General features: G+C 33.7%; 15 protein-coding genes. 5 read left to right on the top strand and 10 right to left on the bottom strand.

Annotation, left to right across the window (positions count from 1 at the left end):
• The first annotated feature begins 1 nt into the window (after position 1).
• Positions 2 to 631 (top strand): LysE family transporter, encoded by a 630-nt coding sequence (locus tag BUA46_RS02820; RefSeq protein WP_035105881.1) that lies wholly within the window; start codon positions 2 to 4, stop codon positions 629 to 631.
• Between the two features lie 2 nt (positions 632 to 633).
• Positions 634 to 963, top strand: a complete 330-nt coding sequence (locus BUA46_RS02815; protein WP_019386078.1) for an MGMT family protein — start codon at positions 634 to 636, stop codon at positions 961 to 963.
• A gap of 6 nt (positions 964 to 969) precedes the next feature.
• Here the strand turns inward: BUA46_RS02815 and BUA46_RS02810 are convergent, their stop codons facing one another.
• Positions 970 to 1,806: a hypothetical protein gene (locus tag BUA46_RS02810; protein ID WP_019386079.1), complete on the bottom strand. Its 837-nt coding sequence runs from the start codon at positions 1,804 to 1,806 to the stop codon at positions 970 to 972.
• Between the two features lie 280 nt (positions 1,807 to 2,086).
• Between BUA46_RS02810 and BUA46_RS02805 the strand changes: the two genes are divergently transcribed.
• From BUA46_RS02805 to BUA46_RS02795, 3 genes are all read left to right on the top strand, one after another.
• Complete coding sequence (locus BUA46_RS02805; RefSeq protein ID WP_026009887.1) at positions 2,087 to 3,223, top strand: Mrp/NBP35 family ATP-binding protein; 1,137 nt, start codon at positions 2,087 to 2,089, stop codon at positions 3,221 to 3,223.
• A gap of 3 nt (positions 3,224 to 3,226) precedes the next feature.
• On the top strand, positions 3,227 to 3,469 hold the full coding sequence (locus BUA46_RS02800; protein WP_019386081.1) for a NifU family protein: 243 nt from the start codon (positions 3,227 to 3,229) through the stop codon (positions 3,467 to 3,469).
• A 199-nt stretch (positions 3,470 to 3,668) separates the two neighbouring features.
• A complete protein-coding gene (locus tag BUA46_RS02795; RefSeq protein ID WP_019386082.1) occupies positions 3,669 to 3,998 on the top strand; it encodes a 2Fe-2S iron-sulfur cluster-binding family protein in 330 nt (109 codons plus the stop codon).
• A gap of 198 nt (positions 3,999 to 4,196) precedes the next feature.
• On the opposite strand, the gene BUA46_RS02790 is transcribed toward BUA46_RS02795, so the two are convergent.
• The 9 genes from BUA46_RS02790 to rimM all read right to left on the bottom strand — a co-directional run bounded on the left by BUA46_RS02790 (position 4,197) and on the right by rimM (position 15,818).
• Positions 4,197 to 4,991, bottom strand: coding sequence for a DUF1853 family protein (locus BUA46_RS02790; RefSeq protein ID WP_019386083.1), 795 nt, complete (start codon positions 4,989 to 4,991; stop codon positions 4,197 to 4,199).
• A gap of 34 nt (positions 4,992 to 5,025) precedes the next feature.
• A complete protein-coding gene (locus BUA46_RS02785) occupies positions 5,026 to 5,928 on the bottom strand; it encodes a metallophosphoesterase family protein (RefSeq protein WP_019386084.1) in 903 nt (300 codons plus the stop codon).
• A gap of 145 nt (positions 5,929 to 6,073) precedes the next feature.
• Positions 6,074 to 6,826 carry an SGNH/GDSL hydrolase family protein gene (locus BUA46_RS02780; protein WP_019386085.1) on the bottom strand — a complete coding sequence of 251 codons (753 nt, stop codon included), beginning with the start codon at positions 6,824 to 6,826 and terminating at the stop codon, positions 6,074 to 6,076.
• Positions 6,827 to 6,927: 101 nt separating this feature from the next.
• Positions 6,928 to 9,015, bottom strand: coding sequence for a TonB-dependent receptor plug domain-containing protein (locus BUA46_RS02775; protein ID WP_143148052.1), 2,088 nt, complete (start codon positions 9,013 to 9,015; stop codon positions 6,928 to 6,930).
• Between the two features lie 115 nt (positions 9,016 to 9,130).
• Positions 9,131 to 9,496: a hypothetical protein gene (locus BUA46_RS02770; RefSeq protein WP_143148051.1), complete on the bottom strand. Its 366-nt coding sequence runs from the start codon at positions 9,494 to 9,496 to the stop codon at positions 9,131 to 9,133.
• Between the two features lie 96 nt (positions 9,497 to 9,592).
• Positions 9,593 to 13,048, bottom strand: a complete 3,456-nt coding sequence (locus BUA46_RS02765) for a PPi-type phosphoenolpyruvate carboxykinase family protein (RefSeq protein ID WP_019386088.1) — start codon at positions 13,046 to 13,048, stop codon at positions 9,593 to 9,595.
• A gap of 156 nt (positions 13,049 to 13,204) precedes the next feature.
• On the bottom strand, positions 13,205 to 14,383 hold the full coding sequence (locus BUA46_RS02760) for an acyl-CoA dehydrogenase family protein (protein WP_019386089.1): 1,179 nt from the start codon (positions 14,381 to 14,383) through the stop codon (positions 13,205 to 13,207).
• 185 nt (positions 14,384 to 14,568) lie between these two features.
• Positions 14,569 to 15,285 carry a tRNA1(Val) (adenine(37)-N6)-methyltransferase gene (locus tag BUA46_RS02755; RefSeq protein WP_019386090.1) on the bottom strand — a complete coding sequence of 239 codons (717 nt, stop codon included), beginning with the start codon at positions 15,283 to 15,285 and terminating at the stop codon, positions 14,569 to 14,571.
• Positions 15,286 to 15,287: 2 nt separating this feature from the next.
• The gene (gene rimM, locus BUA46_RS02750; RefSeq protein WP_019386091.1) at positions 15,288 to 15,818 is read right to left on the bottom strand and encodes a ribosome maturation factor RimM; all 531 of its coding nucleotides are present in this window, start codon (positions 15,816 to 15,818) and stop codon (positions 15,288 to 15,290) included.
• Between the last annotated feature and the right edge of the window lie 60 nt (positions 15,819 to 15,878).

Here is a 15,878-nt window from a genome sequence, read left to right as displayed (position 1 = left end):
CGTGAACATAACCTTTATCTTCTTTTTGGGTTTATTTTTTGCAATGATTGGTGTTATTCCGCCAGGGTTATTAAATATGAATGCTGCAAAAATTAGCTTAAAAGAAGGACATGTTCGAGGTATAGTATTTTCAATTGGTGTTTGTGTTATAGTTTTTGCTCAAACGTATTTAGCAAGTATTTTTGCACGTTATTTAAGCAAGCATCCAGAAGTAATTGGTATTTTAAGAAGTGTAGCTTTAGTTATTTTTATACTCATCACCATTTATTTTTTATTCATTGCAAAATCAGCTCCAAAACAGCAAATAGATCCTAAAACTAAGAGTAAGCAAAGTCGATTTTTTCAAGGTATGTTGTTGTCGGCAATTAATGTATTTCCTATTCCTTATCAGGCTTATATGACTATTACTTTAGCGTCTTTTGGTTGGATGACTTTCGAAAAAACAAGCATTCTTTCATATGTAATAGGAGCTACTACTGGTACGTTTGTAACCCTTTATATGTACATTTTTTTCTTCGATAAAATTAAGGAGAAGCCGTTTACGTCTCAGAAAAACATGAACCGAATTATTGGAGGTATTACAGGCATTATTTCAATTGTAACTTTAATTAACATCATTAAAGATTTTTAAAAATGCAACCAGAAACGCTTTCTTTTTTTGATAAAGTTTACGACGTAGCAAAACAAGTTCCGATGGGTCGAGTTACAAGTTATGGTGCCATTGCTAAATATTTAGGTGCTGCAAAAAGCGCAAGAATGGTTGGGTATGCTATGAATGGTTCTCATGGAAAAGACGTACCAGCACATCGTGTTGTTAATAGAAAAGGACTCTTAACAGGTAAGCATCATTTTGAAGGTACAAATTTAATGCAACAGCTTTTAGAAAATGAGGGTGTTGAGGTTATCGAGAACCAAGTGCAAAATTTTGAAAAGGTATTTTGGGATCCTTCAAAAGAGCTGTAATTTCTTCTAGAAAAAAATACCAGCGCCCAAAACGAGTGTAGAAAAATTCTGGTTACCAATTCTTATATGCTCATAACCCCCAGTTACTTTATAATTTTTTAAATGATAGTTTAATAAACCATCAAACTTATTTACTGTTTCTCCGTTAATAAGCGATTGATTAAAAATGGTTTCTAAGCTTAATGGTCTTGCAAAAAATAATTCGACTCCTAATCCGTAAGTAAAACCAAAATCATTTACGTCGCCGTCAATATAAGAAGCACCTAAACCCCACCATAAATTAAATTTTTCAGTGCGTACACGATGGTATTTGGCAAGCGCAGTATACATGGCTAGATTGTCCGTTCCAAAATAAGGATTCTTTTCCCAGAGTTGGAGATAATTAGCCTCAAAACCAAACCGTTTTAAAAACCGAGTATCAAAGTTTAAATGAGTGCCATTGATTCTGCTGTTCTCAGAAATGTATCTTGCGGAGAAAGTGGTTCTTATAATGGGAGTGTCCTCGTTCCATTCATAGGTATATTGTCCTTGCGTAGAGTTGTTGTATGGAAATTTGCTGACAAATGCATAACTTCCACTGTTATTGGTCTCAAAGGGACTTTCAATGGCAATACCATAAACAGTATAAGCAAATATTTGAATAAACAATTCACCAAAAACATCAGCAAAAAAATTACCATTTGAAGAAGAATCGTTGTTATTAAAATATGTTATGTTATTTTCAGATTCCGAGACGGATTCAGTGGTGTTATTTAAGCTCTCTTCGGCTTTTTTAATTTTACTTTGCGCAATACTTCCTTGAGTTAAAAACAAAATAAATACGAAAAAAAGAACTGGTTTCATAACGGGTTAGTATCAGGTTTCTAACACATATAGTCACACAAATTATACCAAATAAGATATCATTACAGTTAAATATAAAAACAATAATAAACACCGATATGGTTATAGCTAAAAGTTCTTATCACGAGCTTCTGACTTCTATGATTATTACTTATCTTTGCCTTTAGAATGATTCTTAATTAGAATCAATTCAAAGTTCAAAAAAATTGAATTAATCGATGATAATTGAATGCATCCGGATGTTTTATCAGGATTTTTTCAAACAGATTTCAAAGTAAATATGAAGTTAGATAAAAAAGATATTTATAAGGCGCTTGAAAGTATTACAGTTCCTGGAGAAGGACAAAATATGGTCGAGAGCGGAGCAGTTAAAAATGTTGTTACTTTTGGTGACGAGGTAATTGTTGATATTACAATAAAAAACCCAAGCTTACAGGCCAAAAAACGTACGGAAGTTGATATCTTGAAAATCATTCACGATAAAGTATACGAGAAAGCTAAGATAACTGTGAATGTCAAAGTTGAAGCTCCCGAAAAGCCCAAGGCTAATGTCATTAAAGGAAAACCTATTCCTGGAATTCAAAATATAGTAGCTGTAGCATCGGGTAAGGGTGGAGTTGGAAAATCTACAGTTACGGCAAATCTAGCGGTAACTCTAGCAAAAATGGGCTTTAAAGTTGGGGTTTTGGATGCCGACATCTATGGGCCATCAATTCCTATAATGTTTGATGTGCAAACTGAAAAACCACTAGCAGTAAACATTGAAGGGAAATCTAAAATGAAGCCTATTGAGAATTACGGTGTAAAAGTATTGTCTATTGGATTTTTTACACAACCAGATCAAGCCGTTGTTTGGCGAGGGCCAATGGCGGCTAAAGCACTAAATCAAATGATTTTTGACGCACATTGGGGCGAGCTGGATTTCTTGCTTTTAGATTTACCTCCAGGAACAGGCGATATTCATTTAAGCATCATGCAATCATTACCAATCACAGGGGCAGTTGTAGTGAGTACACCACAAAATGTGGCATTGGCCGATGCTAAAAAAGGCGTAGCTATGTTTCAGCAAGAAAGTATTAATGTGCCGGTATTAGGAATAATTGAAAATATGGCATATTTTACACCTGCCGAATTACCAGATAATAAATATTTTATATTCGGAAAAGAAGGTGCTAAAAATCTAGCCGAAGATTTAAATGTACCATTTTTGGGAGAAATTCCTTTAGTACAAAGTATAAGAGAAGCAGGCGATGTTGGTAGGCCAGCAGCTTTACAAACGGCAACACCTCTAGAACAAGCATTCGAGAAATTAACTCAAAATGTTGTTCAAGAAGTCGTGCGTCGAAACGATGATTTACCACCAACCGAAGCAATAAAAATTACAACAATGGCTGGTTGTTCAGCAGTTAAAAAATAAATTATGACTTCAGAAGAGCTAAAATTAAATGTTGAAAAGGCCTTAGACGAAATTCGCCCATTTTTGCAAAGTGATGGTGGCGATATTTCTTTATTATCTATAGAAAACGATAATTTGGTTAAAGTACAACTTCAAGGAGCTTGTGTGGGTTGTAGTGTCAATCAAATGACGCTAAAATCTGGAGTAGAAATGACTATAAAAAAGTACGCTCCACAAATTGAACAAGTTATAAATATTGAAGTATAGCATAAAGTACTGCTTTAATTTCAACTAAAGCATCTTTATACTGAAAAAGGAATCGTTAAAATTATATAATTTTAACGATTCCTTATTTATTTAAATATCAGCATAATTTAGCAAATAAAAAGAGTAAAAATAAAACCTCAAATACTAAATTTGTGGCACGAATTATGACATGCTTTAAGCAGAATTACAAAATTTAGCAATGGAAGACGTAAACATTAAAATAACAGACAGAGACGGAGTAACGCACGAGATAGTAGCACCAACAGACATGGCCATGAATCTTATGGAAGTGGTAAGGTCTTACGAACTTGCGCCCGAAGGCACTATTGGTGTTTGCGGGGGTATGGCTATGTGCGCCTCATGCCAATGTTACGTGTTAAGCGAAACGCCATTGCCAGAAATGAGCGACGATGAAGAAGCTATGCTTTCCGAAGCTTTCGATGTGCAAGAAAACAGTCGTTTAGGTTGCCAAATCCAAATCACACCAGAAATGGAAGGGCTAGAAGTAGAATTGGCTCCAGAAAGCTAATATTTCTGAGGAGGCAGTAATCTCATCAAAATTAATTTCTTAAGCTAATTTTTTAGGGCGCCTGCCTGTGGGTAGGCAGGTTACCACGAGGGTCGGGCTTTCCGTTACAATCTTTTTGCTCGTGCCTCACAAAAAGGATTTTCACTGCAATCCCTAACGCGGGCTAATCTGCTAAGAATCATCACCCAATCCACAGAGTTACCACCAAACGAAAAACAGTTTTTGTAATTCTCCAGATTTTAACTTTATCCAAAATAAAGCCGATATTTTTTTAGAATTAAAATCCGTTATCCTGGTTTTAAATTCATTAAAATTCAACCAATTCACATAAGTGTGAGGTAATACCAACCAATCTTTTTTACTAGGAATAAAAAATTTACACCCTTCAAATTGTTGTAATTCTTTTAACTTAATATAAAAACCAATTACACAACCTGGGTTTAAAAGCTGGAGTTGAATATCTTGTTTATTATAGGGCAAAAATAATTGCGCTTTAAAATAAACTTCTTGTCTTATATTTTCGGCCACTAAATGATAGGTGTTCAAGTATGGTTTACAAGCCTCAGAATAAAGTAAAGGCAACTGTTTTTCTTTTAATTTAGTAAGTTTTTCTAATAAGCTATCCTTTCTATTAGGGCCAATAAAATGCTCAATTTCGTTATTTCCAACAGTGGCATCATACACATAAAATTTATAAATAATTTCAAGATGTATGGGCTTATTATCTTTTAGGAGTAAGCAATCTAATTCGCCTAAAGTGGTTTTGTCTTCTTGAATTTGAATGTTTTCAGCCAAAAGAGAAATGTTACTGTGTTGCGAGAGTTCCCAAGTAACTAAACGTTCAACATATTTTCCGAGGCGTAAACGCTCATCAACAACAACGTCGATACTAGTAGATTTTGAAGAAATTTTAAACGGATTTAGATCAAAAACCTGAGTACTCACTAATAAACTAGGTGTTTTTAAAAAACCTTCGAATCTTTTTTGATGCATAATTTTATTCCTGAAATAATTAGGAATCTATTTTTTATTCAGTCTTATAATCGATTAATTTTCTCGGACCTTCAAGTAAAACTCTAACTATTTGTAAAGTCCCATCATCTCTTGTTGCAATTTGCCACTTAATCAAAGAAATGGCACCATTTTCAATTTCAATACCTGTGATACTTCTTGGGTGAACGCAACTGCCATCATTAAAAAAAGCAATATCTCCAGGCTCCGGAAATCGTGGTCTGTGAGTGTGCCCAACAATGGTCATTAAATTGCTGTTGTCGCTAATCCATTTTTTAGTTCTGCGCTCCACCTTAATCAATTCCTTGTAGTTTTTTGCAGGACTTGTAGGATCTGCAATACCCATAACATTTAAAGGTTTCCATAATACGCGTACCATAAAACGACTCCATTTCCAAAACAGAAAATTCCACCAATCGGCTTGATGTCCATGCGTTAAAAACAGTTCTTGCCCCGTCATGCAATGTTTTAAGACAATGCCTTCATGGTATTTTATGTCCCCAAAAAGCTCCACTTCTTCACCTACTTTTGGATCAAAATAGGTGGATAAATTTTTCTTCACATAAGCCTCATTTCTATAAACCATATCGTGGTTTCCCCATATCATATGTAATCGTTTTTCCTTATGAAATAGTTTCATAAGCATATACACATTTTTATGAGCATCTAAAATAGAACTGAATGATAGATTTTCCCAAAGTTCGTCGCCATCACCTAGTTCGCAATATTGAAATCCTTCAGCGTAATAGTGTTTTAAAGCATGAAAGTAGATGTTTCTGTTGTTTGCAAAATCATCGGCAAAACTATTATCACCACGGTGGCAATCACTAAATAAGATAAATTTACTATCGTCATCAAAATCAATAACCTTAGCATTATTATAAGCGTTATCTAATCGTTTTTTGGATGAAACATTCATAACTAAATATGTGATTTTAGGAAAATGATTTAATGAATGTTACATGTGACACTTGAATATAAATATTAATACACACATGTAAACATGTAGTAAATGTAAACAAAAATGTGTTTTAAATAGAAGTCGCTTTTTAAGTTTACTTTAATCAGTTAAGTTTTTTTATTGCTAAAGGTAGAAGTCTATCAACAAATTTAGAATAAGCCAATTCAGAAGGATGTAGGCCATCAAACGTCACAAGAGCAGGATTTACTAAGCCTTGTCTCGTAATATCTGTGATGTAGAGGTAGCTAATGTTATTTTGCATGCAATAGTTTTCTGCATAATTGTTGTATTTATCTATATCATTAGAAATAAGCGTATTGCCTTGGCCTAATGGCGTATACGCATAATCTGGAATTGAAATAACTATAACTTGACTTTTGTCTCCATTAGCTTTTGCAATAGCATTATTAACAAGTAATGGAAATTCTTTTTCGTAAAGCGAAAAAGGTTTGCGCTGATATTGGTTATTAACACCAATTAAGAGTGTTACCAAATCATATTCGTTAGAAGAACTGTCGGTATTAATTGCATCAATTAAATTGGTAGTTGTCCATCTGCTTTGAGCAATGATTTTAAGCTGTGTCACACTTGACTCAATTCTTAATCTTAATTGGCTTTTTAATTGCTCGGGGAAACTACAACTGGGACATACGTTCGTACCATACGTATAGCTATCACCTAAAGACAAAATTTTTACAATGCTGCTTTCAGGTACATTGGTTTCTTCTTCAGTTGGTTCACTACTGGTATTGATTGAAGTGCTTTCAGTAATTGGTAATACTTCATAATCGCTTGAGCACCCAAAAAGCCAAAAAACACTAAAACTTATACAGATGAGGTATAATTTTAATTTCATTTTTTTCTTTTAAAGATACGATTTTGAAAATGAAAAAGAATTTTATTAAAAAAAGCGTTCCAAAATTGAAACGCTTTTTCTAAATGAAAAATAAAACTATTTTAAAATTTATACTGTAAAAAAGCAGTGAAATTACGTCCAGTTTCTGTAATCGGAGACCCGTTCATGCTGGCTTGGTTCTGGTAAGAAAAATTTAAATGACTGTTATAAGATGTGTCGAAAATATTTAAACAAGCTATACCAATTGTAATATTTTTAAACGGGGTCGCTCCCATTTTAACATCGAAAGTTTCATATCCCGCAGTCTCAGTTTCTCCAAAAGAAGGTGCAATATGTGACTGTTTAGATGTGATGTTATATTGCGCCTTTGCCCAATAAAAAGGTTTGTCTACTCCAATAGAGAATGTTGTTGTAAAAGGAGGGTTTAATGGTAATGACTCCCCAAAATCCTTGTTTTTAGTTCTTACATATGCCGATTGATTTTTAAAATAATAGTCCTTAAGAAAATCAAATTTAAACATAAACTCAAACCCTGATTTATAGGCATCATCAATATTGGTAAACACCTTGGTATATTGTGGTTCTTGAGTTGGCATAAATTTTCTTGGGATTGAAGGGTCTACAACAGCTGAAATATAATTATCGTAAACACTATAGAAAACTGAGAATTGATAATTGAAATTATTTAAGCTATTTATTTTGGTAACTCCAGTAATTCCTATTTCAAACTGATCATTTATTTCAGCTTTTAAAAATGGGTTTCCTATGTATTCATAATTATCCTGACCAACTGTAAAATGATTAATGTAGCGTTCGGCCATATTTGCGGTTCTTACACCGCGTCCGTAAGCGGCTTCTAAAAAAGTTTTAGAATCTAGTTTTTGTTTTACAGATACTGTTCCGCTCACATTGGTTTCATTCTGTTTAACATCGTTGCCATACCTCGCAGCAAAATCATCTTCTAAATCTTCTGCATTTGCATTTACAAAATCAACCCGAAGTCCTGCTTTAAAAGTCGTTTTGTTCATGCTGTAAGTAGCTTCAGAGAATAAACCAACATCATTTAAAGTAGCATCTTGCCATATTTTATCAGTAAACACCATAGGCATTGGCAGCATGGTACCATTCATCATTTTTACCGTACGCGTTCTGTTGCCTTCTCTACCTATTAATAGGGCGTCGGTTCCTAAGTAAAAAATTAAACGCTCGTTAAATAACCAATGTGTTTCAATTTTTCCGCCAATGGTTGTTGATTCGACAGGAGACGAAGCAAAAACCATATTGAAATTAGGACGGTTTTCGTTAGTCATTAAATGATCTACAAAACTATAATAGGCTTTGGCTGTAATACCTTTTAATGTGTTCGATAAATTTTCTACAGTATAATCTAAAGAGGCAATAGAACTGTTGTCGAAATCCGTGTCCATTGGCAAACCAGCATGCTTGGTATCTCTACCAAACGATTGACGCCAATGTGCTTGTAAATATTGATTTTCTGAAAGGGCGTAACCCAGTTTGATACCATAATCGGTACTTTTAAATGCTGATGGAACTGAGAAATTATTTCCGTCTTCATAATCATCAAAATTTCGATAACCTATGTTGGCTGTGGCATTAAATTTATTTGATACGTGTTGCAGTTGAAGATTACTTACTAAAGCATTTCCATTAGTTTCATAACCTGCCGAAACTTTACCATGAAAACCGTGATCAAGCATGTGGTGGCTTTTGGTTACCATATTCACGATGCCTCCAAAGGTGGCGCCATATCTTACGGTATAGGGTCCTTTTACAACTTCTATTTTCTCAATTTCCTCGGGAATAACATGGGTAGTTATGGGATCCATTCTGTTAGGGCAAGCATGTACTGCTTTAACGCCTCCGTCGTACATTACGTTTAGTTGTTCGTAAGCAGATGCCCTAAAAATGGGATCAATGGCATAATTACCACGCTTTATTGTTGAAAAACCGTTGATTTCAGAAAAAAGATCAGCTACATTTTTCGGCTGGATGCCTTTTTTTTGGTAATCGTTTTTTACGGCACTATGAATTGGGTCTATATTAGAATGACCAGTGACAATTACCTCAGGTAATTGTGTTCTTGTTGTAGTGGTGCTATCTATTTGTGCTTGTGAAAACGACAAATTGACGCATAACACACATAACAACATAGTTATATGTAATTTCATTTTTAATATTTTGAAAAGGTTATAAATAATTGCGACTTCAGTAGTAATACCAAAGCATTATGTATACACGCATTGATAGATTATATCTGCATGAATAACATTTACTATTTATAAACTAAGCAATAGGAGGTTGGAATAATGAAGCCTTAATATTAAGGTTGTAAAGATTAGTATAGAAGTAAATATGTTCTTTTTTAGAAGAAATATATTTGTTTAACGGAATGTTATAAATATTTACAAAACCAATGGGGTAGTTTTCCATTGAAATTGACAATGAAGTAATAGGGTCTTGTTGCTGTTTCTCAATTTCCTTGACTAAATGACATTTTCCGTTACACTGCAGTTCGGGCTTATCTTTATTAATACACAAAAATTCAGCAATATAATCCTGATTAAGTACATATTCAACATAAGGCTGAATAGGTCTTAACATCGCTAAGATGTATAAGAAAACTAAAAAGGTTGCAATTAATCTGTGCAATGTTTTAAAATTTTAGCAAATATAAATTTTTAGATGCACAAAAATCAAGGTTAAAAACCTTGATTTTTGTTTACTAATAAATATTTTAAAAAGGGTTTAACTCGCCTTTTTAAATAAAGGGTCTACACCAATAGTTCCAACAAGTTTTGTTAAATAATCTTTAGATTTTACGGCGTCATATAATTTTTTAGTAGCATTTAAACGTGCATTTATTTGCATATCTTCTACTAAAATATCGTTTATCGGATTTTTCATAAATGATTCTAAATACTCAATTTGAGAACCATAGTATGCAATATCTTTTTCTTGTTTTAATACAAGTCTTTCTTTGTACCAATCCGAATTTAATACATAATCTCTATCAAAATATTTTCTTAGTTCTGGGTGACTAATGTCTTTACCTTTGTAATTTCCATAAGCCATGATATTCAACAGAATTTTTAAAGGCGGAATAGCGGCTTCAATACTTCCATCTTCAAAATAATTTAACGCCACTTTTTGTTGTGCTTCAACAATATTGTTGATACCATCTACATAATCTTCAAGATTTTGTAATTCGGGCTTTAACATACGTTCATTAAACACAGCAGTAGGTTCGTCAAACAATCTATTTAAACACAATAGAGAGAAGGTTTTTGTAATTCTGTACCCTAAACGGCTAGCTAATATTTTTTTACCGTTATAGTCAAAGTCTTCTAGTTTTTCTAAAGATCCGTTTGCAATTAAATTTTGAGGATCTCTATCTTCTGGAGCCATTCTAGCCCATATTTCTGGGATTAATAAACTTACATCATGGTCAATTTTATTTTCTGCACCAACGTAGCCTGCAGCAGTACTAAATCCGTTAGATTCTGTTAATATATGCGATAATAACGCATTGTTTAAATCTGTTGTTGGAGTTAACATATTGAACGGAGCCTTAGTTAACGCACCTTCTGAACCAGCTCCTGTAGTTGATGGTGATTTACCTGTTAGACTACAAATGAAATCCATAAATAATTCAGGGGTTTCTTGGTAGTGAATTGGGTTGTAAACAGCTAATGGTCTAATACCTGCTTCTCTTTCTGCAGGATTATTTCTTCTACCAGGTAGAACAGCGTTTACAACGTGTATTACAGGGTCTTCAGGCTTGATTTTTCTTTTTAAACGTACACCAATATCTGAAATATATGAAGCTTCAGTTTCATTATAAAATCTATTTGGCTCTAAATAACGTGGGTTTTTAGTTGGTTCGCCATCTACAATTCTAGGGTGAGATGGTAAAACAAACTGTATATCTTCATCTTCACTATTTATAATTTCTTTTATAAAATCCTGAACAGGTTGTGTGTATTTATCATAATTAATCGTGTCTTCATAAATTTCAATAGCATCTTTTTTAGTTAACTTTTCATAGTTTGTTAAAAATCTGCCGTCTGAAATAATATCAAGTTCTGCACCTTTATCATAACCTCTAACAATAGCCTCATCTGGTCTTTGGAATAAATGAGCTTCACAGTTAGTTAATACTTTTACACTTTCATTAGAATATTCCTGGTTCAAATCTTTAAACTGATTTCTAGGAAGTGTGATTGAAGCAGTAATATCATCTTCAGTTTGAATTTTTTCGCAAGCTGCAAAGTCTGAACGTAATTTATTCAACATCCAGTTGCCTTTTTGATTAAATCCAATTCGAACATAACTACCAACTACTGGTGTATTGTTGTAAATTAGTGAGGTGCCTTTTACACCGTTAATAATTTCAACAGACATTAGGTCTTTCCAGTTAAGGTTAGCTCCATGAGCTTGTCTGAATAAACGTTTTACAAATAATACCAATGAGCGCACATGCACAGGTATATTTTCTAACCATTCATTAAACTCATCTGAGTTTTCTTCTGAAGGTGTTAGTAGTTTTACAACAGAGCCTAGTGTTCTTTTTTCACTTAAGAATGATCTTGATTTTGGTCTATTAGGGTCTTTATCCTTCCAACGTGTAGAATAGTTGAATTCTATAATTTCATCTGCTTTTTTGAAATCTTCCTCTATATCATGAATGTTAAATCTGCTATAGGTAATAGCATTCTGCATAGATTTTGAAATCTCAGATTTACCACCACCAGAAACGGTACAAGGCTTATGGCAAAATACGCCTTCCGGATACGTTTCTACAATACGCCATAAATTAATAGACGTGTGTTTTTCTAATCTTAATTTATTTCCAGAAGGATGCACGTATGTTTTAAAAGGCGATAATTTCAATTTTTGTTCTTTGCCTTTATAATTCCAGCTGATGCTGTTTGTGTTTGTATTGAAATAAGATGATTCTGGAATATAAACAATATTAGGGTAATTTTTATCTATCGCATAGTTTTCTGGTTTTACTTCTATGCGGTTTGCTAATAATGTTTTAACATTTTCAAAAGTATGATCCAGACCGTAATATTCTTTATAGTCATTACAATTTACGGTATCTCCCATAACACGTCTAGCATAAGCTATAGCGCCACCAGCATGCTCTTCTTCAACTAAGCCTAATAGATTTGCAGAGTAACTAATTTGGGTTTTTATTTCTTTTTTAGAATATCCGTAATAGTTATCGGCAATCAACGTTACTACAACACCACTTTCATCTCTACAAGTAATTTTAAAAGCACCACCGTCATTATAAAGTTCATTTGCATCTTTCCAGCACATGCCATCTTTTTTCTGGCGATCTGTAGCATCATCAAAATGAGGAAGACCAACGTCCTTCTTTTTAAGTTTTAATAATTGTGGTGCAAGAATAATACATCCTGTATGTCCTGTCCAATGTTCAGGGTCTAAAGCAGCATCATTATGTGCTAAATTAGGGTTACCTGCGTTTCCAAAAATATTTTCAACAAAATCTAAATTACTAACTAAGGTACCAGGCGCAAAAAAGCGGACCTCTAATGATTTTTCTGAGATTACTCCTTTAACTTCAGGACAAACAACAGGTCTTAAAAGCATTGAAACCATGGTTTTAGCTTTTTTCTCTTGGTTGGATGTAAATGGTAAGGTATTTAACTCATCAGATGGATTGAAAGCTGCATTTAAAAAATGAGCTAATACGACTCTTGGTACTTCTTTTTTATCTAAAGGAACAGGCAGCGGACCTTCAACAATATGAAACGTTCCTTTTGTTGTTCTTTTATCGTGTAACGGGTTGTTTAAAATACCTTGTTTTAATCTTTTAGAGTTTACTAAATCACTTTCAAATGAATTACCATCTGGTGGTAAACTAGCTTCTCTTGCTTGACCCTTTTTAGAAAGGATTAATGTATTATTTGGTAATTTATAAGATTTGTCAACTGAAACATCTTTTAAATAATTATCTATAAAATTTTGAATTCTTGAATCTGCAGGCGACAAATGATCTGCCAAAAGCCTTGATTTTTCTCTAAGACTCATGATTAGTGGGCGCGTTGTTTTTTCGAATTCAGGGTCGCAAAATTTATTTTTGCTCTCTTCTTTGTCATTAAAAATCGGCTGTCCTAATGCTGCTAACTGTAAATTAATAAATTGAATCGTGTCTTTTCTTGAAGCTTTCATGTTGTTCTAACTTTAATTAATGCTCGCATACCTGCGAATACGAGCAACAAAGTTAGAAACAGAATATTTTAAAAAAACTGTCAAATATCATGTTATCGTTAATTTTTAACGATAACGATATAGTAAAAAAGTTAGAATTTAATGTTGTTATGTCTTTTATTTAAAAGCATTTAGCCCTGTAATATCAAGTCCGGTAATTAATAAATGGATATCGTGTGTGCCTTCGTATGTTATAACGCTTTCAAGGTTCATCATGTGTCTCATTATCGAGAACTCACCAGTGATTCCCATACCTCCAAGCATTTGTCGAGCTTCACGTGCAATTTTTAAAGCCATATCCACATTATTTCGTTTTGCCATGGAAATTTGTGCTGAGGTCGCAGTTCCGTTATCTCTCATTACACCTAATCTCCATGCTAAAAGTTGTGCTTTAGTTATTTCAGTTATCATTTCAGCCAGCTTTTTTTGTTGCAACTGAAATTGACCTATTGGTTTATCAAATTGTATACGTTCTTTGCTATAACGCAATGCGGTATCGTAACAATCCATTGCTGCTCCAATAGCTCCCCAAGCAATACCATATCGTGCAGAATCTAAACAACCAAGGGGTGCGCCCAGTCCAGACTTGTTTGGTAATAAGTTTTCTTTGGGTACTTTAACATTATCAAATATAAGCTCGCCAGTTGCCGATGCGCGAAGCGACCATTTGTTATGTGTTTCTGGAGTTGAAAACCCTTCCATACCCCGCTCTACGATAAGTCCATGAATACGTCCGTTTTCATCCTTAGCCCAAACTACCGCCACTTGTGCAAATGGAGCATTACTTATCCATAATTTAGCACCATTCAAAAGAAAGTGGTCGCCTTTGTCTTCAAAATTAGTAACCATCCCTCCAGGGTTAGATCCATGATCTGGTTCGGTTAAACCAAAACATCCCATCCATTCACCACTAGCTAATTTTGGTAAATATTTCTGGCGTTGTGCTTCGTTGCCATACTTCCAAATAGGATACATCACTAATGAAGATTGTACCGAAGCCGTAGATCTAACTCCAGAATCACCACGTTCTATTTCTTGCATAACTAAACCATAAGATATTTGGTCTAATCCCGCGCCGCCGTATTCCATTGGAATATATGGTCCAAAAGCACCAATTTCAGCTAAACCACCAATAATTTGTTTTGGAAACTCAGCTTTTTGGGCGTAATCTTCAATTATGGGAGAAACTTCTCGTTTTACCCATTCCCTGGCCGCATCTCTAACTAATTTGTGCTCTTCGGTTAATAATTCATCTAAATTATAATAATCGGGTGCTTCGAATAAATCTGGTCGCATAAAGACTGAAGTTAAATAGGTTTTAAAGGAAAATAATTAGTAAAATGACGTTTTTATTATCAAATAATCATTTTTACACTTCAAATTTAAATAATCTTTATTGAATTATACTAATTAAGTTATCAAATAGCGTTCAAAAAAGGAATAAGTTTGAATATGTGATTTGATCGCTTAAATAGTATCTATTACATTTTAAGGTAGAAATTTTTTGTAAGATTGACATAATCTTGGGTGTATTGATGTCTTTCAATTTCAATAATTAAAGATTTAATCGATGTTTCGCTTTCGCGGAAGGAGAATTCAATAAGACTTCGTATGATATCGGAATCAGGATTGCCTTTTATATGAAGTGTTTTATTTGGAAACAGGTTGAATTTTTGTGCCGTTTCAATGAATTTAACTTCTTCATTAAATGGCATAACTACTGTAAACACACCGTTTTTAGATAACAAAATTGAAACACTTTCTAGTAAATGTTCAAATGGCATCGCATCTTGAAATCGGGCCATGTCTCTCTGCGAACTTGTTGTTTTGTAATCTTCAGAATAAAAAGGTGGGTTGCAAACTATTAAATCGTATTGGTCTTCAATTTCTTCAACAAATTCATCTAAAGAAGCATGATAACAAAATAATCGGTCTCCCCAAGATGATTGCTCAAAATTGTCAACACATTGCTCGTAGGCTAGATCATCTATTTCAATTGCATCAATAATTTCAGCTTGACTTCTTTGGGCCAACATTAGAGCTAAAATGCCTGTGCCGGCGCCAATATCTAAAATTGAAAATGGTTGTTGTTCTATGCTTGCCCACGCACCAAGTAAAACAGCATCGGTGCCAATTTTCATGGCACATTGGTCTTGGTTTACAGTGAATTGCTTGAATTTAAATGGGGCTTTAGACACGGCTAATCTTCTAAATATAAATCGATTAATCCTTCTGGCGTGTCAACAATAATTGTTTTTTGGTCTCTGTCAACTTCCACGATAAATTCGTCGTTCATAGGAATTAAAATTTCAATACCATTTCTGTCAATTTCAAAAAGGGCTTGAGCCGTCGAATCATTAATTCCAGTTATTTTGCCAACTTCTCCGAAGTTTTTATCTTCAATTATAAAACCAATCACTTCATGAAAATAAAACTTGTTTCCTTCAAGTTTTGGTAACAGATCTAAAGGTAAATACAGGCCGATTTTCATAATCGAATCGGCATCCGCTTCCGTATCCACATCTTCAAATTTAATACGTAGAAGTTCAGATTTATGCAATTGTGAGCTTTCAATAAAAAAAGGCACAAGGTTGTTTCTTAGTTCTAGAAATATAGCATCTAAGTTTTCATAAAGCTCAGGTTGATCGGTATCTAATTTTACGAGTACCTCCCCTTTAAAACTGTATTTTTTTACGATTTTACCTAAATAGAAACAATCTTCTTTTTTCATGCTATAATTGTCTGTTCGAGCGCAGTCGAGAACTATTAAATGTCAACTTAAAATATCTGG

The sequence above is a fragment of the Algibacter luteus genome (assembly GCF_900141715.1).
GTDB classification, from domain to species: Bacteria; Bacteroidota; Bacteroidia; order Flavobacteriales; family Flavobacteriaceae; genus Arenitalea; species Arenitalea lutea.
Note: the sequence above shows the minus strand (reverse complement) of the source record. Positions and strands in the feature narration are given on the sequence as shown.